Source organism: Sphingopyxis sp. (assembly GCF_965279725.1).
In the GTDB taxonomy this organism is placed as follows: Bacteria; Pseudomonadota; Alphaproteobacteria; order Sphingomonadales; family Sphingomonadaceae; genus Sphingopyxis.
This window is the reverse complement of record NZ_CBDIIL010000001.1, coordinates 102,309-121,345: the sequence shown is the minus strand read 5'-3', so window position 1 is coordinate 121,345 and position 19,037 is coordinate 102,309. Positions and strand designations below refer to the sequence as shown.

General features: G+C 63.2%; 18 protein-coding genes and 1 tRNA gene. 9 read left to right on the top strand and 10 right to left on the bottom strand.

Features of this window, described 5'->3' with window-relative positions; genetic code table 11:
- Positions 1 to 31: 31 nt before the first annotated feature.
- Positions 32 to 1,129: a redox-regulated ATPase YchF gene (gene ychF / locus ACQY6T_RS00590; protein ID WP_428627236.1), complete on the bottom strand. Its 1,098-nt coding sequence runs from the start codon at positions 1,127 to 1,129 to the stop codon at positions 32 to 34.
- Positions 1,130 to 1,269: 140 nt separating this feature from the next.
- On the opposite strand from ychF, the gene ACQY6T_RS00585 reads away from it, so the two are divergent.
- Positions 1,270 to 1,941 carry a CAP domain-containing protein gene (locus tag ACQY6T_RS00585; protein WP_428627233.1) on the top strand — a complete coding sequence of 224 codons (672 nt, stop codon included), beginning with the start codon at positions 1,270 to 1,272 and terminating at the stop codon, positions 1,939 to 1,941.
- On the opposite strand, the gene ACQY6T_RS00580 is transcribed toward ACQY6T_RS00585, so the two are convergent.
- The 5 genes from ACQY6T_RS00580 to ACQY6T_RS00560 all read right to left on the bottom strand — a co-directional run bounded on the left by ACQY6T_RS00580 (position 1,938) and on the right by ACQY6T_RS00560 (position 6,387).
- Positions 1,938 to 2,324: a DUF4087 domain-containing protein gene (locus ACQY6T_RS00580; protein ID WP_428627230.1), complete on the bottom strand. Its 387-nt coding sequence runs from the start codon at positions 2,322 to 2,324 to the stop codon at positions 1,938 to 1,940. The two genes, ACQY6T_RS00585 and ACQY6T_RS00580, sit on opposite strands and share 4 nt — an antisense overlap.
- A 159-nt stretch (positions 2,325 to 2,483) precedes the next feature.
- Positions 2,484 to 4,361 (bottom strand): PhoX family protein, encoded by a 1,878-nt coding sequence (locus ACQY6T_RS00575; protein ID WP_428627227.1) that lies wholly within the window; start codon positions 4,359 to 4,361, stop codon positions 2,484 to 2,486.
- 152 nt (positions 4,362 to 4,513) lie between these two features.
- Complete coding sequence (locus ACQY6T_RS00570) at positions 4,514 to 5,026, bottom strand: AAA family ATPase (RefSeq protein ID WP_428627225.1); 513 nt, start codon at positions 5,024 to 5,026, stop codon at positions 4,514 to 4,516.
- Between the two features lie 4 nt (positions 5,027 to 5,030).
- Complete coding sequence (pth, locus tag ACQY6T_RS00565) at positions 5,031 to 5,600, bottom strand: aminoacyl-tRNA hydrolase (RefSeq protein ID WP_428627223.1); 570 nt, start codon at positions 5,598 to 5,600, stop codon at positions 5,031 to 5,033.
- A 148-nt stretch (positions 5,601 to 5,748) separates the two neighbouring features.
- Positions 5,749 to 6,387 (bottom strand): 50S ribosomal protein L25/general stress protein Ctc, encoded by a 639-nt coding sequence (locus ACQY6T_RS00560; protein ID WP_428627221.1) that lies wholly within the window; start codon positions 6,385 to 6,387, stop codon positions 5,749 to 5,751.
- 288 nt (positions 6,388 to 6,675) lie between these two features.
- Between ACQY6T_RS00560 and ACQY6T_RS00555 the strand changes: the two genes are divergently transcribed.
- The gene (locus ACQY6T_RS00555; protein WP_428627218.1) at positions 6,676 to 7,500 is read left to right on the top strand and encodes an AraC family transcriptional regulator; all 825 of its coding nucleotides are present in this window, start codon (positions 6,676 to 6,678) and stop codon (positions 7,498 to 7,500) included.
- A 31-nt stretch (positions 7,501 to 7,531) separates the two neighbouring features.
- Entirely contained in the window at positions 7,532 to 8,452 is a 921-nt protein-coding gene (locus ACQY6T_RS00550; protein WP_428627216.1) for a lysostaphin resistance A-like protein, read from the top strand.
- A gap of 370 nt (positions 8,453 to 8,822) precedes the next feature.
- Here the strand turns inward: ACQY6T_RS00550 and ACQY6T_RS00545 are convergent, their stop codons facing one another.
- The 4 genes from ACQY6T_RS00545 to ACQY6T_RS00530 are packed head-to-tail and all read right to left on the bottom strand — an operon-like array spanning position 8,823 to position 11,379.
- Positions 8,823 to 9,665, bottom strand: a complete 843-nt coding sequence (locus ACQY6T_RS00545; protein WP_428627214.1) for a TraB/GumN family protein — start codon at positions 9,663 to 9,665, stop codon at positions 8,823 to 8,825.
- Between the two features lie 53 nt (positions 9,666 to 9,718).
- The gene (locus ACQY6T_RS00540; RefSeq protein WP_428627211.1) at positions 9,719 to 10,693 is read right to left on the bottom strand and encodes a TraB/GumN family protein; all 975 of its coding nucleotides are present in this window, start codon (positions 10,691 to 10,693) and stop codon (positions 9,719 to 9,721) included.
- 43 nt (positions 10,694 to 10,736) lie between these two features.
- Positions 10,737 to 11,174, bottom strand: coding sequence for a hypothetical protein (locus tag ACQY6T_RS00535; protein ID WP_428627210.1), 438 nt, complete (start codon positions 11,172 to 11,174; stop codon positions 10,737 to 10,739).
- Positions 11,167 to 11,379, bottom strand: coding sequence for a helix-turn-helix transcriptional regulator (locus ACQY6T_RS00530; protein WP_428628800.1), 213 nt, complete (start codon positions 11,377 to 11,379; stop codon positions 11,167 to 11,169). The genes ACQY6T_RS00535 and ACQY6T_RS00530 overlap by 8 nt, the downstream gene beginning before the upstream one ends.
- 255 nt (positions 11,380 to 11,634) lie before the next feature.
- On the opposite strand from ACQY6T_RS00530, the gene ACQY6T_RS00525 reads away from it, so the two are divergent.
- From ACQY6T_RS00525 to ACQY6T_RS00500, 6 genes are all read left to right on the top strand, one after another.
- Complete coding sequence (locus ACQY6T_RS00525) at positions 11,635 to 12,516, top strand: glycine--tRNA ligase subunit alpha (protein ID WP_428628797.1); 882 nt, start codon at positions 11,635 to 11,637, stop codon at positions 12,514 to 12,516.
- Positions 12,513 to 14,846, top strand: coding sequence for a glycine--tRNA ligase subunit beta (gene glyS, locus ACQY6T_RS00520; RefSeq protein WP_428627209.1), 2,334 nt, complete (start codon positions 12,513 to 12,515; stop codon positions 14,844 to 14,846). The genes ACQY6T_RS00525 and glyS overlap by 4 nt, the downstream gene beginning before the upstream one ends.
- A gap of 225 nt (positions 14,847 to 15,071) precedes the next feature.
- The gene (gene ppdK / locus ACQY6T_RS00515) at positions 15,072 to 17,732 is read left to right on the top strand and encodes a pyruvate, phosphate dikinase (RefSeq protein ID WP_428627207.1); all 2,661 of its coding nucleotides are present in this window, start codon (positions 15,072 to 15,074) and stop codon (positions 17,730 to 17,732) included.
- Positions 17,733 to 17,736: 4 nt separating this feature from the next.
- On the top strand, positions 17,737 to 18,312 hold the full coding sequence (locus ACQY6T_RS00510; protein ID WP_428627204.1) for a DUF1214 domain-containing protein: 576 nt from the start codon (positions 17,737 to 17,739) through the stop codon (positions 18,310 to 18,312).
- A 1-nt stretch (position 18,313) separates the two neighbouring features.
- Positions 18,314 to 18,841 carry a DUF1254 domain-containing protein gene (locus ACQY6T_RS00505; protein ID WP_428627201.1) on the top strand — a complete coding sequence of 176 codons (528 nt, stop codon included), beginning with the start codon at positions 18,314 to 18,316 and terminating at the stop codon, positions 18,839 to 18,841.
- A gap of 44 nt (positions 18,842 to 18,885) precedes the next feature.
- Positions 18,886 to 18,962 (top strand) — tRNA-Arg (locus ACQY6T_RS00500).
- Positions 18,963 to 19,037: the final 75 nt, after the last annotated feature.

Below are 19,037 nucleotides of genomic sequence, written 5' to 3'. Positions count from 1 at the left end.
TACATCAATGACCGAACCGGAAGCGCCGCGATCAGCTATGCAGGAAGTGCATCACGTCGCCGTCGTGGACCACATAGGCCTTGCCCTCGGCGCGCAGCTTGCCCGCTTCGCGCGCCCGCGCTTCGCCGCCTAGCGCGATATAATCGTCATAGGCGATCGTTTCGGCGCGGATGAAGCCCTTTTGGAAATCGCTGTGGATCTCGCCGGCGGCTTCGGGGGCTGTGGCGCCGGTGTGGACGGTCCATGCGCGAGCTTCCTGCGGCCCGACGGTGAAGAAGGTGATCAGGTGGAGCAGCTCGTATCCGGCGCGGATCACACGCGCGAGCCCGGTTTCGGTCAGTCCCATCTCGGACAGGAATTCCATCCGGTCGGCCATGTCCATCGTGACCAGCTCGCTCTCGATCGCTGCCGAGACGACGACGGCCTGCGCGCCCTCGGCCGCAGCCTTGGCGAAAACCTTCTCGGAGAAGGCGTTGCCGTTTGCCGCGCTGCCTTCGTCGACGTTGCAGACGTAGAGCACAGGCTTCGAAGTCAGCAGCTGCGCGGTGCGGAGCACGCGCTCTTCCTCTTCGTCGCGCGGCTGGGTCAGACGCGCCGGCTTGCCTTCGCGCAGCAACTCCAGCGCCTGACCCAGCACCGACGCGGCGATCTTTGATTCCTTGTCGCCCTGCGCCGCCTTCTTCACAAAAGCGGGAACGCGCTTTTCCAGGCTTTCGAGGTCGGACAGCAGCAATTCGGTCTCGACCGTCTCGGCGTCGGCAATCGGATCGACCTTGTTCTCGACATGCTGGATGTCGTCATCCTCGAAACAGCGCAGGACGTGGACGATCGCATCGACTTCGCGGATATTGCCCAAAAACTGGTTGCCCAGCCCTTCGCCCTTCGACGCGCCGCGCACCAGCCCGGCGATGTCGACAAAGGCCAGCTGCGTCGCGATGATCTTTTTGCTGCTCGCGATACCGGCGAGCTTTTCCAGCCGCGCGTCGGGGACCGCGACATTGCCGATATTCGGTTCGATCGTGCAAAAGGGATAATTGGCCGCCTGCGCCGCCGCCGTCTCGGTCAGCGCGTTGAACAGGGTGGACTTGCCGACGTTGGGCAGTCCGACGATGCCGCATTTGAAACCCATAAAAACTCCGTGATGTCGGCGCGCTGATGAAGGAGGCCGCTGTTGCAGCGGCCCCTAGCGCCAAGTGCGCGGCGATGCCAGCCTTTGCAGGCGGCCCGAAACCGTTGCGGCAGGTTCAGCCGCGCGGCATTATCGCGGGCATGATGAAAAAATCCCGACACATGGCGGCGGTGGCCGCGCTGCTCGCGCTAGCTGCGGTGGGCGCCGACGCGGCGGCGAACCGCTTTGAATCGGGTGTCTTTACCGAACTCAACCGTTTCCGCGGCGACCCCGCAGACTATAAGAAGTTCCTGCAGGATTATCGCCCGCGTTTCGAAGGCAAGCTGCTAGTGAGCGACGACGATAGCGAAATCGACATCATGACGCGCGAAGGCGTCGCCGCCGTCGACGAGGCGATCCGCGATTTGCGCGGCGAAAAACCGCTGTCCGAGCTGACGTGGAGCGACACGCTGGCGCGCGCCGCCGCCGATCATGTCGCGGCGCAATCGCGATCGGGCGCAGTCGGCCATTATACGCGGGGCAGCGGCCCCGGCGAGCGGATGAAAGCGCGCGGCGGCGGACCCTATGTCAACGAGGTCATCACCTATGGCCACCACAGCCCCGCGGGTGTCATCGACCAACTGCTGATCGACGACGGCGTCCCCGACCGCGGCCACCGCCACAGCCTGCTGCGCCCCGAACATCGCTACGCTGGTGTCGCTTGCGGCACGCATCCGGTGCATCGGACGATGTGCGTTATCCTGATGTCGCAAACCCCCGACGGCTCGCCGCCGCCGCCGCCTGTCCGCAAACCCGCTGCCGTACCGCGCTAGCGGTCAGGGCGCGGCAGTTTCTTGTCGGCGGTGCAGCGCTTGATCGGCAGGGGCGTCGCCGAATGGATGCGCGTGATCCGGCCGGTGCTTTCGTCGGTCGTTACCTGCATACAAGCACAGCCATAGCCATAAGAGCCGTTGGTCTCGACCCAACCTTTCGCCCGCATGTCGGGCAGGCTGTTCAAACCCGGCGCCTGATAGCCGCCTTGCGTACCGATGGTCCATTGCCCCGCGGCGTCGGTCAGCCACCAGTTGGCGGGGGTTGGATTGTCGAGCCAGCCGCATCGCTTTTCGGTCTTTGCCGCGGGTTTGGCATCGGTCGTCTCGATATGGCCGATTGTGCCGATTACTAGCGCCAGCATCATGACCGGGAGGGCTCGCATCAACATCTCCTCAACAAGGGAGGGCAATGGCAATTAAAGCCCACCGCTTTCCGTGGATCACTATGCCACGGACGGTTGCGATCACAAATCCGTTCGGTGCACCGGTATGGCAGCGGCCGCCCGCTCCCCGCCCAAGGGGAAGCGGGCGAGCACGCTCGATCAGTTGCCGACCGGCTGGTTGTCGGTCCGCCGCACGACGACGGTCGACGACCGCGGCTGCTGACCCGCGATCGGCCAGTCGCCCGTCGGGTGTTGGATGTTGACGAAGAAGGTGCGCAGGTCGGGGGTATAGGCCAGCCCGGTGATTTCGCACCCGACCGGGCCGACCAGAAAGCGTTTCGACTGTTTGGTCACCTGATCGACATAGAACATCGCATTGTGGCCGAACGCCTGGTCGATGCTGCGGCCTGCGACGCCCGAATTGCCCGGAACGCTATGGTCGGTCTGCACCCACAACCGGCCCTGCGGGTCGATGCGCAATCCATCGGGGCTGGAGAAGGTGTCGCCGTTGATATTGCCGGTCAGGTTGCTGCCGCCCGCCGCCAGCGACGGATCGCCTGCGAGCAGGAAGATGTCCCAGCGAAAGGTCGTGGCCAGCGGTGAATTGCCCTGTTCGCTGAATTTGAGGATATGGCCGTGCAGGTTGGTGACGCGCGGGTTCATCGGGTTCGTCACCCGGCGGCCGCTATTGTTGGTCAGCGTCACGAATACAGCGCTGTTGTCGGGCGCGACGGTCACCCATTCGGGGCGGTCCATCACGGTGCCGCCCGCGACGCGCGCCGCCGACGGACAATTGATCAGCACATCGGCCTGATTGTTGAAATTGACGATCGTCGGCGCCGGCGGGGTCGTGCTCTGGCTGATATTGCCAGGATCGGAAGCCCCGGCGGTCAGGCCGTTCTGCCCGACGGTCAGCGCGCGCCATTCGCCGGTGCCATCGCCGTTGAATCGCGCCACATACAGCGTGCCATAGTCCAGCAGATCGGTATTCGCGGCGCGGTTTGTAGCGCTATACGCGCGGTCGGGGATGAATTTATAGATACAGCCCGGGGTCGAATCGTCGCCCATGTAAAAAGCAACGCGGCGGTCGCTGTTCGCCATAAACGCCACATTTTCGTGGCTGAAACGCCCCATCGCGGTGCGCTTGGTCGGCTGCGCCAGCTCGCGCAGCGGATCGATTTCGACCACCCAGCCATAATCGCGCGCGGGCTGCGCCGGGTCGAGATAATTGTCGGTCGTTTCCTCGCAAGTCAGATACGTGTCCCACGGCGTCCGCCCGCTCGAACAATTGTTCAGCATGCCCTTGATCGATCCCGACAACAGGCCTGCGGCGGGACCGCCGGCGCGATAGCTGCTGTTGCCGGTATAGCGGCGGTTATAGGTCGATCCCGGCTGCACCGTCCACTTGCCGTCGCTGCCCTTGGCGATCTCGACCACCCCGACTCCGACCGCCGACAGCGCCAGCGCCTTTTGATCGGCGGTTGCGGTCGCGGCGTTGTAACTGCCCGCCATCAGGATGTTGAAATCGGGATATTCGTAATTCATCGCCAGGATACCGCGGTTGTTGGCATCGACCCCCGGAAAGGCGAAATATTCCATCCCGTCATGGTTGCCGCCGGCCCATTTCTCGGCGACCGCCGGGGTCGGGAAGCTGCCCGTATAAGCGGCGCCGGTTTCGACCGAATCGCCCGCTTTCAACAGCACGTCGACGGTATAGCCCGCGGGCACGGTGACGGTGTCATTCTGGTTCGCGGCGACCGCGGCAAAGCTCACCGCAAAGCTGGCAGGCGGCGGCGTCGGGGTGGGTGTAGGGGTCGGGGTTGGGGCAGGGGGCAGAGTGACCGTTGGGTCACCGCTGGTATCGCCGCACGCCGCCAGCACCATTGTCGGGAGGACCGACAACCCAAGCAAGCCGCCCCGCAGCAGCGTACGCCGCGAAGGATTTTCGGCGACGATCGCCTCCAGGCTGTCGGGCGCGCCAGAATTGGCGGTATCGCCGCGATACGGCGCGCGGGCGTCGTCGGTAAGATGTGACATGCAGTCCCCTGTTTTTCGGTTGAGCCCCGGACGGATCGTCCGGATTGGGTGGCGCACCGATGGCAGCGGGAGGTGTCAGCTAAATGGCTTGACCATGTCGGGACGGATCAGTTTCCGTGACGATGTTGTGACACGGTCCGACGGATCGGGGTTCAGACGCCGCGTTCGCCCAGCGACGCGCGCCACGCCTTTAACGCGCGTGGGTTCTTCAGCCGCACGACGGCGCCGTCATAAGCGCGCAGCTTTTCCTCGGTGCGCGGCCGCGGTCCGCTGTTCCACGCCAGCAGATACAGGAAGAATTCCAGGTCAAAGCGCTCGGGACAGCCTTCGGTCATGTCGGGGCGGCTGCGCCCACGATAGGTCCAGATCCGGCGCAGTACGCGCCAGGCGCAAAGCCGGATCGGAAAATCGAGATAGACGACGGTGTCCGCCCGCGCCAATCGTGCATCCAGCGTACCGCCGTAATTGCCGTCGATCAGCCATCGCTCGCTCGCGGTGATGGTCGAGAGCCTCGCGCGAATGTCATCCTTGCTGCTTTCCACCCAGTCCGGACGCCAGTTAAGCTGGTCCATGTGAAAGACGGGCAGGTCGAGTTCCCGGCCCAATTCACCGGCCAGCGTCGATTTCCCGGCGCCGCACGGACCGATGATCAAGACGCGCTGCATGGTGTCAGCCCTGCAGACGCAGCGCGAGATCGCTTTGAAAGCGCACGTCATTGCCCTCGGCCAGCCACGATGCTTCGGCGGCGACCGCGCCGAGTAGGTCGATCAGCGGTTCCATCTCGCTCTTGTGATAATTGCCCAGCACATGGCCGGTGACCCGGTCCTTGTGGCCCGGATGGCCGATACCGATGCGGACGCGGCGAAAATTCTCGCCGACATGGCTCATGATGCTGCGGATGCCGTTATGGCCCGCCGCGCCGCCGCCGCGCTTCACCTTCACCTGCATGGGGATGAGATCGAGCTCGTCGTAAAAGACCGTCACGTCCGGGGTTTCGAGCTTATAGAAATCCATCGCGGCGCGCACGCTGCGGCCGCTTTCGTTCATGAAGGTCGCGGGTTTCAGCAGCAGGACGCGCGTCGAACCGATGCGCCCGTCCTGAATCCAGCCCTGAAATTTCTTCGCGGGCGCGGGAAAATCATGGACGTCGGCGATGACATCGGCGGCCATGAAGCCGACGTTGTGGCGGTGCATCGCATATTGAGGCCCGGGATTGCCGAGGCCGACCCAAAGCTGCATCTTCTTTCCCCTCCACTTTAGGGGAGGGGCAGCGAGACTTGCGAGCTTGCTCGCTAGTCGCAGCGGGATGGGGCGCATAGACCCCGCGCTACCCCCGCAAAACCCCACCCCAACCCCTCCCCTGAAGGGGAGGGGCTAGAGCGATGGATCAGGCTTCTTCGCCGCCTTCGGCAGCGGCTTCGTCTTCATCTTCGGCGGCACCAGCACCGCTCGACTTCATCGCCGACGGGGCGACGATCGTCGCGATCGTGAAATCGCGGTCGGTGATCGCGCTTTCGCTGCCCTTGGGCAGGGTGACGGCGCTGATGTGGATCGAATCGCCGACATCATAACCGGTGACATCAATCTGGATGTCGTCGGGCATCTTGTCTGCGTCGCAGATCAGTTCCAGCTCGTGGCGAACAATATTCAGCACACCGCCGCGCTTCAGGCCGGGTGATGCTTCTTCGTTGATGAACACCACGGGCACCGCGACCTGGACTTTCGAATCCTTCGAAATGCGCAGGAAGTCGGCGTGGATCGGACGATCCTTGACCGGGTGGAACGCGACGTCCTTGGGCAGCGTGCGGATCTGCTTGCCGCCGACGTCGATCATCACGACCGAGTTCATGAAGTGACCCGTCATCAACTGCTTCATCAGCAGCTTTTCTTCGACGTGGATCATCAGGGGTTCTTCTTTGCCGCCATAGACAACGGCGGGGACGCGGCCACTACGACGCAGTTCACGCGAGGCTCCCTTGCCTCCCCGATCACGCGTCTCGGCCGACAGCACCAGCTGGTCGCTCATCATTTTTCTCCGAGTATAGATTTCACAGTCCGCCACGCCTCCAGGGATGACCATGGTCGGAAGCGGCGGCGCTTAGCGGGCAAGCGCGGGAAATGCAAGTGTGGGTGGGGTGGCGGGCTATTCCAATGGTTGCTTGGAGCAACCGGCCTTGACGGACTTCAAACAATCAAAGGAGGCCATTTGTGCAGGGAAAGCCAGTATGAGCGTGAAAGTTACGCAACCGATCCGACAGCCATTTTCGGATTTGCAAGGTTTGCTTTCATGTCCTTTACGCCCAATATACTACCGATGATTTCTGCGACGCTTTCCCCGAACCCATCGCATTCGACCGGCTCGTTCGAGCTGGTCGAGCGAGTCGCAAACCGGCTGGTCGGGGCAGCGTTTTCGCCGCATCGGCACGATACTTACACCGTCGCCTTGACTATGGCTGGGGTACAAGCGTTCAACTATCGCGGGTCGATGCGACATTCGCTGCCGGGGCAGGTCCTAATCCTCCATCCTGACGAAATACATGATGGACATTGCAGCGATGAGGCGGGATTCAGCTATCGGGCAGTCTATATTCCGCCAACGCACGTCCAGGCAGTGCTTGGAGGCGCTGAGCTCCCGTTTGTCGTTGATGGCGTTTCGACGAATCCCGCCTTGATCGCGGCGGCCATGAGCATGGTGATAGACTGCGCGGGCGTCGAGGATCCCGATGCCTATGAAGACGCGCTTTACGATCTGGCCCATGCCATGAACAATGCGGCTGGCAGGGCGGCAACTGTGAGGCTCGCCAACCGAACAGCCGTGATGCGGGCGCGCGAATTTCTCGAAGCCGCCGTCGTTTTCGGTGCGCGACTCGATCAACTTGAGCAAGTGACCGGTTGCGACCGTTGGCAGCTTTCGCGTGACTTCCGGGCATTGCTCGGCACCAGCCCTTATCGTTATCTGCAGCACCGACGGGTCGATCTTGCCAAACAGTTCTTGCGCAAAGGCGCGACGCTGGCCGATGCTGCGCACGGCGCCGGGTTTGCCGATCAGAGCCATTTTGGCCGCACATTCCGCAAAGCAGTTGGTCTCACGCCAAAAGAGTGGCTTCGCTCGGACTTGTTCCGCACGATCATTCTATAGCCGTCCGCTGCCAGCGGGTAGCTCAGGCGGCATGACACAGATGATCTTTTCCGACGAGCCGGCCAAGGGCTGGATTGCGCCGGGTATCGCCGCACCCTTTATCTGCATTTTCCTTCTTGTCATCAGCATGTTGCCGGGTGATCTCGGACTCGCATATCTCGGCTTTACGGAGCCGATGGGTCCCCCGCGCGGGCCCTTGGGCTTTTTCCTGATGCTGGTTTCGTTCATCGCCGTAGGGCTGGCGGTATCTGGCTGGGTTCGCTGGGTCGAAAAGAGAAGCCTCGCCAGTGCCGGACTTTGCGGCGAAGGGGGGCTCAAAAAGTTCCTGACCGGACTGGCCGTTGGCATCGCGATGATGGGGGCGATCGTGACGGCGATAGCCCTTTCCGGCGGATACCGTGTCGCTGATCTGGCCCCCGCCTTTGCCAGCCCTGCTGCGCTTGGCTGGATCGCCCTGTTGCTCGCCGGCTTCGCTGTGCAAGCAAGCGTGGAGGAGTATGTTTTTCGCGGCTGGCTGTTTTCAACCATCATGCGGCGTTGGAACATGACGGCCGCCTTCATATTGTCGTCCGCCGCTTTCACCTTTGCTCACCTTTCGCCTAGAGCAACGGTGCTGGCGTTGGTCATGACCTTCATCTTCGCGATTTTCGCCTGCGCCTGGGTGCGTCGTTCGAATTCGATCTGGGGGGTGATGGGCTGGCACGTCGGCTGGAACTGGTTTGGGGGCACCGGCTTTGACGTGCCGATTACGGGTTTGGATACCGGTCTGCCCGCTCTGGTGGTGAAAATGGTGCCTGTCGGGTCCGCCTATCTCAATGGTGGCGGGGAAGGACCGGAGGGGAGTGTGTTTACGCTTGCCCTATTGACTGTGGCGAGCCTGAGCCTTCTGTTGCTTGCAAGGTCGCGCGGACGAAACGGAATCGACCCACCACATTCACGACACCAACCCTAGCCGTTTCGCTCCGCAAGACTCCGGGAACGGCAGGTCGGTAAGATGACCGAGCCCGACAGTGCCACCTGCAAAAGGCCGTCAGCGCCCTGACGGACTTGGCCCGCTGAGATTTCGCCGAATTCTGTGCCCAGAGCCTTTTCAAGTGAGGTGGAAACACCGAACGGCTCGGAAAAGGCGGAAAACAATGATTCGAGACCCAGCTGCTGATTCAATCAAAAGCGAACAGGGTTTGGGATACGGCGCTGAGCTATGCCAACCGTCTGAACCGACGTGGTGGTTGGCGAATTGGAAACGGCAGCTTTCGCAATTTCCTGCCCAAAATCAGACAGTCAGAACCCCACTCCAAAACAGACAACCGAAAGCCGCCAGGTCACTGCACCCGCGTCACCTTTATCCCTGCGGCATCCAGCATCGCCGGAACCCCGTCCGTCCCCACCAGATGCCCGGCGCCAACGGCCATCAGCACCGTCCCCGGCCGCTCCATCCGTTTCTGCACCCACGCGCTCCAGCGCCGGTTGCGGTCGGTGATGATCGCCTTGCGCGCCGATGGCACCGCATCGACATCGTCGTTGATCACCTTTTCCAGTGCCGCGATGTCGCCGCGACCCCAGGCGGCGGTCAGCGCGCTTACTTTCCTGGCCGCGTCGGGCGACCCCTTTGCCGCGCGGGTCAGCAGCGCGCGCTGGGTCGGCGCGTCGAGCGTTTCGAACAGCATGAGCTGCGCCTGCGCCGTCTCCAGCCCATCGATCGGTTTGCCAGCCGCCTTGAAATCTTCGGTCAGGCCGGTTTCGACGCCGTCGGCGGGGGACAGGTCGGCGTTACGGGCGACGCGCTGACCCATCAGCACCATCACCGCCCAGTCATCCAATTTCTCGCCATCAAATCCGCTGCCGCTGTCTTCCAGCGCGCGGTAGCCGGCCAGCGCCGCGCCCGAGAGCCGCTTTTCGATCGCCAGCGGCGCCGTGCGCGGGGCCAGTTTCTGAAAAATCTCGCCCGCGGCGGCCAGTTCGGCGGGTGACAATTCCATCACCAGTTCATCGGCGGCGCGGGTTGCTGCCGCGACTTTGCCCTCGTTCCAGTCGGTGCCGCGCGGCAGGGCGTGCATCGTGCCGAGCAGATAGATGCGGGTGTCGCCGTCGGTGACCAGCCACATCGCTGGCCGGGCCTGCGGACCGGGTTCGTCGGTGCCGCAGCCGATCAGCAACAACGGCAAAAGGGTCGCCGCAACGCGACGACCCCAATGTCCGTGAAAATGCCTTTCGGCGCTCAATATTCGACCCGCGTGGCTGTCAGCCCGCGCGTCTTAAGATAATCCTGGACGCTCTTCTCGCCGGCCAGATGGCCCGCGCCGACCGCGATAAAGACGGTCCCCGGCTGGTCCATCCGCGTCTTGATCTGATCCGCCCAGCGCTGGTTCCGATCCCACAACAGCGTCTTGGCGATTTCGGGGGTCGCTGCCATGCTTTCATTCATCGCGACCGCCAGCCCATCGGGATCGCCCTTCGCCCACAGCACAACCATCTTGTCGAGTGTCGGCCCCAGCTTGTCGAGATCCTTGACCACCGCATTCAGGAACGCAACCTGCTGGGTTTCGGGCAGCTTGTCGAAAAAGCCGAGCTGCTCTTCCAACGTTTCGAGCCCGGAGATCGGCTTGTCGCCTGCTTTGGCAAATCCGGTCAGCAGCTTTTCGGCACCCTGCTCGGGGTCGTAGCCGAGCTTGGTCAGCGGCAGCACCGACAGCGTCATCGCCGGAAACCAGGGTTCAAAGCTGTCAAAGGCGTTGGCGGGCAGGCCGACGCTGACCATCGCCGCCTGATAGGCCTTGAGCTCGTCGGCGGTCAGGCGCGACGGGATCGTTTTGCCGGTCGTGTCCAGGGCGAGCGGCATCATCGTCTTGGCAACCGCGGCCTGATCCTCGGGCATAACGATTTCCAGCATCATCTCGTCCGATTTGTCGAACGCGGTTTTCACCGCCTCGTCGAACCAGCTCAGGCCGGGTTTCAGCACATGGACGGTTCCGAACAAATAGATCGTCGTGTCGTCGTCCTTGACCACCCACAAAGCCGGATCGGCGTCGGTCGTGGCGGGCGCGGCAGTTGCCGGCGCGACGACGGCGGCAGGCTCGGCGGCCGAAGCAACATTGCTGCCCGGCAATACCGCGCACTGGGCAAACGGGATGACTGCACAGGTGGAGGCGAGCATCTTGAACCACGTCTTCATCGGGAAATTACCTTTCTTCATTGGCCCTTATGGCCGGAGGGGATAGGGAAGGGGAGAGAGAAAATCAGCGAAATTTCAGCCACGCCCAGACAATGGCATTGACGACCATCGACACGAGGAACAGCAGCATCGCATCGACCGGCGGGGCCAGGTCGGCGCGGTGCAGCACCCACCAGACCGGTGCCGGAACGATAAAGGCGTACCAGCCGATCAGTCCGGCCCACAGCCACGCCCGTTCTTCATGATCGTCGATCGCGCGGTGATAGATGGTCATCGAGATCGCGAGACCGAGTATCCAGAACAGCGATGCCCCCATCGCGAAGCTCGTGCTGAGCGAACCGTTGAACGCCATTTCTAGGCCGTCGCGGCCCGCAGGCTGGTCGGCCACCATCCAGCCGCCGACGATCCCGCCGACGACCGCGGCAAAGCCGAGCGCGAAGCGGTAGCGGCGCTGGCGCGGCGACGCGCGGCGGCTCGGCTTGATGGTATCGGCTTCAGTCATCATCGCATCCTTCAAAGCCATCGTCGAAAATCTTCTCGATCGGCATGGCAAACAACCGCGCCAGCTTGAACGCGAGCGGCAGCGACGGGTCGTATTTCCCCGTCTCGATCGCATTAACCGCCTGCCGCGACACGTCGAGCCGGTCAGCCAGTTCGGCCTGGCTCCAGTTCCGCATCGCGCGCAGCACCTTCAGCTGGTTGTTCATCGTCAATCCCGTTGTCATGCGACACTGACCGTATGTCAGGTGTCCATGACTAAATGACATGATTCGCTGACTGTGTCAACAAGACCTGACATTTGCCGCGCGATGTCGCGCACCGCGGCACTTTCGCCAACATCCACATGCCGCGAGCCTTGACCCTGCGAGCCCGCTGCGCCAAGGGCGGCGACACTTGTTGCACCTGCGAAAGAGCGGATAGTGGCCGAGGCGGCGGAGACGAAACCCTTAAGCTTTCAGGACATGATCCTGACGCTGCACGCCTATTGGGCAGCGCGCGGCTGTGCGATCCTGCAGCCCTATGACATGCGCGTCGGGGCAGGGACATTCCATCCCGCGACCACGTTGCGCAGCCTTGGTCCCGAGCCATGGAACGTCGCCTATGTCCAGCCGAGCCGCCGCCCGACCGACGGCCGCTATGGCGAGAACCCGAACCGGCTCCAGCATTATTACCAGTATCAGGTGATCCTGAAGCCGTCGCCCGCCGACCTGCAGGACCAATATCTGGGCAGCCTCGCCGCGATCGGCATCGACCCGCTGCTCCATGACATTCGTTTCGTCGAGGATGACTGGGAAAGCCCGACGCTCGGCGCGTGGGGGCTGGGCTGGGAAGTCTGGTGCGACGGGATGGAAGTCACCCAGTTCACCTATTTTCAGCAGATGGGCGGCTTCGACTGCAAGCCCGTCGCGGGCGAGCTGACTTACGGGCTCGAGCGCCTCGCCATGTATATCCAGAATGTCGACAATGTGTACGACCTGCGCTTTTCCGACCCCGTGGGCGACGTGCCCGGGGTCAGCTATGGCGACGTGTTCCTCGAGAATGAAAAGCAATTCTCGAAATGGAATTTCGAGGTCGCCGACACCGATAGCCTGTTTGCGGGCTTCAAGGCCGCCGAGGCCGAATGTCAGCGCGCGATCGAAGCGAACGTGGCGCTCGCCGCCTATGACCAGGCGATCGAGGCGAGCCACCTGTTCAACCTGCTCCAGGCGCGCGGCGTCATCAGCGTGCAGGAACGCGCCAACTACATGGCCCGCGTCCGCGATCTGGCAAAGGGCAGCTGCAAGGCGTGGATCGACAGCCAGTCGGACGCATGGACCGCGAAATATCCGGGGTGGACGCTATGAGCGACCGGCTTGCTTCCGGCGCGGCCAACAAAGGCGCCGACTTTCTTCTCGAACTGCGCAGCGAAGAAATCCCGGCTCGGATGCAGGCCGGTGCGCGCGCCGAACTCGAAAAGCTGTTCCGGGCGCAGCTCGCTGCTGCGGGCCTCGAAGCCAGCGACCTCACCATCTGGTCGACCCCGCGCCGCCTCGCGCTGATCGCACGCGATCTGCCCGAAGCGACCGCCGCGGTCAGCGAAGAACTCAAAGGCCCGCGCAGCAGCGCGCCGCCGCAGGCGCTCGAAGGTTTCCTCCGCAAGACCGGGTTGACGCAGGACCAGCTCGAAGACCGCGACGGCGTCTATTTCGCGGTGATCGACAAACCCGGCCGCGCCACCGCCGCGGTGCTGGCCGAGGCGATCCCCGCGATCATCCGCGCCTTCTCCTGGCCCAAATCGATGCGCTGGGGCAAGGACAGCGCGAGCAGCGAAAGCCTGCGCTGGGTCCGCCCGCTGTCGGGCATCGTCGCGATCTTTGGTGAAGAGCTGCTTCCGTGTGAAGTTGGCGGGATTGCGTCGGGCTATGCGACGCGCGGCCACCGTTTTCACTGCCCGGGCGAAATCACCATCGGCTCGGCGTCGGACTATGCCGAAAAGCTGCGCGCCTGCCACGTCATCGTCGACCATGAGGAACGCCAGACCATCATCCGCGATGGTGCCGCAAAGGCTGCGGCCGACGCCGGTCTGACGCTCGTCGCGGACGAGGGGCTGGTGATCGAGAACGCCGGCCTCACCGAATGGCCGGTGCCGCTGCTGGGGCGTTTCGACGAAGCGTTTCTGGAAGTGCCGCCCGAGGTCATCCAGCTGACGGCGCGCGTGAACCAGAAATATTTCGTCGTGAACGATGCAGCGGGCAGGCTGGCGAACGGCTTTGTCTGCACCGCGAATATCGATGCGGTCGATGGCGGGGCAGAGATTGTTGCGGGGAACCGCAAGGTGCTGGCGGCGCGGCTTTCGGATGCGCGCTTCTTTTGGGAGCAGGATCGCAAGACCACGCTGGCGGATCATGCGAAGAGGCTGGACCGGATCACGTTCCACGAGAAGCTGGGGACGGTGGCCGACAAGGTGGAGCGCGTTGCGAAGCTGGCCGAGTGGCTGGCGAGCGAAGGCATCGTCCCGAATTGCGACCCCGCGCTCGCGCGGCAAGCGGCGGAGCTGGCGAAGGCCGACCTCGTCACCGAAATGGTCGGCGAATTCCCTGAACTGCAAGGCCTGATGGGCGGCTATTACGCCCGCGCCGAAGGGCTGCCCGATGCGGTCGCCGACGCGATCCGCGATCATTACAAGCCGGTCGGGCAGGGCGATGACGTCCCGACCGCGCCGGTAACGGTGGCTGTGAGCTTAGCGGACCGACTTGATACGCTCGCTGGCTTCTTCTCTTATGAAATGCCCCCTACCGGATCCAAAGATCCGTTTGCTCTTCGCCGCGCGGCGCTTGCCATAATTGCTCAGATTTTCGCGACTGGTATTCGGATAGATCTGGCAAAGGTCATTAGATCGGCCATCATTGAGTTGGGAAATCAGCCAGTTAAAAAACGTCGCGAAAGCGATCCGCTTTTTGCGCGTTTTTTTGATAAGATTTGGCCCGAGTTTCCTGAAGCGCCGGTGGAGGGGTTGGTTACAAAGCGCAGCGCCGAATTGAAACGCACGCAGCCCGATCTGCAGCCGTACTTTGACCAGTACGCCGGCTACTTCGTTGAGCAGATGGGCGAGCCAATTATTAGGCACAAGAAGACGTTGCCCACACTGCTCGATTTCTTCGCCGACCGCCTCAAAGTCCAGCAACGCGAAGCCGGTGTCCGTCACGACCTCATCGACGCAGTGTTCGCGCTTGGCGGCGAGGATGATCTCGTCCGCCTCCTCGCGCGCGTGAAGGCGCTCCAAGCGTTTATGGCAACCGATGACGGCACCAACCTGCTCGCTGGCTACAAGCGCGCGGCGAATATCCTGAAGCAGGCGGGCAAAGATACCGTCATCCCAGCGAAAGCTGGGATCGCTGACGATGGTGCGCCGACGATGGCGGCCCCAGCTTTCGCTGGGGCGACGGCTGTGGATCAGGCACTCCTTGCCGCGCTAGACACCGCCGAACTCGCTGCCTCCGCCGCCGTCACCGAAGAACGCTTCACCGACGCCATGGCCGCGCTCGCGTCGCTGCGCGCGCCGATTGATGCGTTTTTCGATGGCGTGATGGTCAATGATCCCGACGAAGCGGTGCGCGCCTATCGGCTCGGCCTGCTCGCCCGATTTACCGGCGCGGTGCATGGCGTTGCCGATTTCTCGAAGATCGAAGGGTAAGGCCAACCTATCATTCCGTTCGTGTCGAGCGAAGCCCGTCCTGAGCCAGTCGAAGGGTCGAGACACCTTGACGCCGCGGGTAAACAAGAGCGTGTCTCGACTTCGCTCGACACAAACGGGGGTGGGGTGGGCCGCTTGAGACGAACGAAGTAAAACTGAATCGACGATAAGCCTTCTCCACCCTATCCAGCCGCAACCTCCTCCCCGGGGCAGCAGGAGTACGACATGACGACGATGGTGCATTTGTTCGGCGGCGCGGCGACGACGGCCGAGCGTTCGAAGGAATTGCTGGGCGGCAAGGGGTCGAACCTCGCCGAAATGGCCTCGATCGGTCTGCCGGTGCCGCCGGGCTTGATCATCACCACCGACGTCTGCACCGCTTATTACGCCAATGGCGAACAATTCCCCGCGGGCCTGATCGAACAGGTCACCGCGGGTATCACCCACATCGAAGGCATCACGGGCAAGAAGTTCGGCGACCCCGCCGATCCTTTGCTCGTCTCGGTCCGCTCGGGCGCGCGCGTGTCGATGCCGGGGATGATGGACACCGTCCTTAACCTGGGGCTCAACGACAAGACCGTCGTTGGCCTGTCCGAAGCGTCGGGCGATCCGCGTTTCGCGTGGGACAGCTATCGCCGCTTCGTCCAGATGTATGCCGACGTCGTCATGGGCCTCGACCACGCCGAGTTCGAGGAAGCGCTGGAAATCGCCAAGGAAGACCGCGGCTTTTACCTCGACACAGAGATGTCGGCCGAAGACTGGCAGGCGCTGGTCAAGGAATATCAGGCGATCGTCGAACGCGAGACCGGCGCCCCATTCCCGCAGGATCCGAACGACCAGCTGTGGGGCGCCGTCGGTGCCGTGTTCGCCAGCTGGGAAAGCGACCGCGCGAAAGTTTATCGCCGGATCAATTCGATCCCTGGCGAATGGGGCACCGCGGTGAGCGTTCAGGCGATGGTGTTCGGCAATATGGGCGACACATCGGCCACAGGCGTCGCCTTCACCCGCGATCCCGCCACCGGCGCCAATGCCTGGTATGGCGAATGGCTGATCAATGCGCAGGGCGAAGACGTCGTCGCTGGCATTCGCACACCGCAGTACCTCACCAAAGCGGCGCGCGAGACGGCGGGGGCGAAGCCGCTGTCGATGGAAGAGGCGATGCCCGAGACCTTCACCGAGCTTGGCCAGGTGTTCGACACGCTTGAGCGCCATTATCGCGACATGCAGGACATCGAATTCACCGTCGAGCGCGGGACGCTGTGGATGCTGCAAACCCGGTCGGGCAAGCGCACCGCAAAGGCGGCGCTGAAGATCGCGGTCGATATGGTCGCCGAGGGGCTGATTACCGAAGAAGAAGCCGTCGGCCGCGTCGATCCGGGCGCGCTCGACCAACTGCTCCACCCGACGCTCGATCCGAAGGCGCCGCGTGATGTGTTGACCAAGGGGCTGCCCGCCAGCCCAGGCGCGGCGTCGGGTATGATCATGTTCACCGCCGACAGCGCCGAAAAAGCCGCCGCGATGGGCGAGGCGGTGATCCTCGTCCGCGTTGAAACCAGCCCCGAAGACATCCATGGCATGCACGCGGCAAAGGGCATTTTGACGGCGCGCGGCGGGATGACTAGCCACGCGGCGGTCGTCGCGCGCGGTATGGGCCGCCCGTGCGTCTCCGGCGCGGGCGGGCTGTCGATCGACGGCAATGCGCGCGTGCTGCGCGTTGGCGGCCGCGAATTGCGCGAGGGCGATATCCTGACGCTCGACGGATCGACCGGCGAAGTGATGGCGGGTGAGGTTCCGACCCTGCTTCCCGAACTCGTTGGCGATTTCGGCACTCTGATGGTCTGGGCCGACAAGGTCCGCCGCATGAAGGTGCGCGCCAACGCCGAAACTCCCCAAGATGCTCAAGTCGCGCGCGATTTCGGAGCCGAAGGTATTGGCCTCTGCCGCACCGAACATATGTTCTTCGACGCGGCGCGGATCACTGCGGTGCGCGAGATGATCCTTGCTGAAAATGAGGCGGGCCGCCGGGTCGCGCTCGCGAAACTGCTTCCCGAACAGCGCGCCGACTTTGCCGGGATTTTCCAGGTAATGGCGGGGCTGCCGGTCACCATCCGCCTGCTCGATCCGCCGCTTCACGAATTTCTACCGACGCGCGAAGAGGATTTTGCCGATGTCGCCGCGGCTGCCGGGGTTGGGATTGAGGCGTTGAAGGCGCGCGCCAACGAACTGCATGAATTCAACCCGATGCTCGGCCATCGCGGATGCCGCCTTGGCGTGACTTACCCCGAAATATACGAGATGCAGGCGCGCGCGATTTTCGAGGCGGCGTGTGACGTCGCCGTCCAAACCGGCGCGGCGCCGATCCCCGAGGTGATGATCCCCTTGGTCGCGACGCGCCGCGAATTCGACCTGATGAAGGCGGTCGTCGACGCCCAGGCCAAGGCGGTGTTTGCCGAAAAAGGCCGCGAGATCGGATACCTCGTCGGCACGATGATCGAACTGCCGCGCGCCGCGCTGATGGCGGGCGAGATCGCCGAAACCGCCGAGTTCTTCAGCTTCGGCACCAACGACCTGACGCAGACGACGATCGGCATCAGCCGCGACGACGCAGGGCGCTTCCTGACCCAATATGTCGACAAGGGCATCTTCCTGACCGACCCGTTCGTCAGCCTGGATGTCGAGGGCGTCGGGCAGCTGATCGAACTGGCGGCGGAGCGCGGACGCAAGACGCGCCCCGACGTCAAACTCGGCATTTGCGGCGAGCATGGCGGCGACGCGCCGAGCATCCATTTCTGCGAACAGACCGGTCTCGACTATGTCAGCGCCTCGCCTTACCGTGTGCCGATTGCACGGCTGGCGGCAGCACAGGCGGCGTTGAAAAAGGGATAGGGCGATGAAGCGCTGGCACCGCTATGCGATCACTCTGATGGGCGGGATCGCGGTGGGGCTGGGTGCGGCTTGGTGGCTGACCGGCGGCAGCCTTGGCGATGGCCAGATCTCGAACGGGTCGTGGACGACATCGCTCGGCTATGGAACCAAGACCACCGACCCTGTGACACGTGCGATGGTCGCGCGCGCGGGCCTGCTCGCGCTACCCGCCAAGGAAACCGTCTATTGGTCGGCAAAGACTGACGCGGCGGGTGCACCGCTCGACGGCAATTGCCGGTACCGCCTATCGGGCAAGCCGCTCGACGCGCGTTGGTGGAGCGTCACGATCTATAACGAAGCGGGCTATCTGGTTGCCAATCCGGCGAATATCTGGTCGGTCAACGGCGCCAATGTCGCGCTCGATGCCAAAGGCGAATGGCGGGTTACCATTTCGCCAACCAAGCCAGCCGACAGCGCCTGGCTGCCCGGGACAAAGGGCCAGCCCTTTCACCTGACCTTGCGGATGTATAATCCAGAACAGGCGTTTCGCGCCGACCCGGCAACAGCGTTGTTGCCGGCTATTGTGAAGGAGGGCTGCTGAGATGCGAAACTGGCTTGGCCCCCTCGTTCTCGGCCTGATTGTTGCCGCGGCCGCGGCCTATGCAGCGATCGCTTACATTCCCTATGGCTTGATGGGCATCGCGATGGACCGACTGGGGCAGGGCGGTATCAACACGATGTCCTATGGCAATCTGGCGACGCCCGCGCGCCAGCCGGTGGTGCGGCCCAGCCCTGATCTGGCCTATTCCAGCTGCCCCTATGACCTGTCGGCGGGGCCGCTGGCGATTGACATGACCCCCGTTCCCGGACGCTATAGCTCGCTCAGCATTTTTGACGCCGCGACCGACGTGATTTTTGTCCGCAACGACGTCGAGGCGAAAGGGCGGCCCTTTCGAATCATCGTTGCGCGCGAAGGCCAGTCCGTACCGGCGGGCGCCGAGATCGTCCGCACCAACCATGATCGCGGCATCGCGCTGATCCGTTTGCTGCTGAAAAACCCTTCCGAAATCGGCGGGCTCGATGCGGTACGCCGCCAATCGTCCTGCCGGGTGGTCACAAAGCTGAAATAGGGGGTTGCGCCCCCACGCGACGCCCCGTAAAGGCGCTGCTCCACGCACCCGTAGCTCAGCTGGATAGAGCACCAGACTACGAATCTGGGGGTCGGGCGTTCGAATCGCTCCGGGTGCACCATTTCCCTAAATCGCTGGATATGTTGCCACCCGGGCAGCTGTTCGTCGAAGATTCCGCTGGCGCCGTTCGACGAAA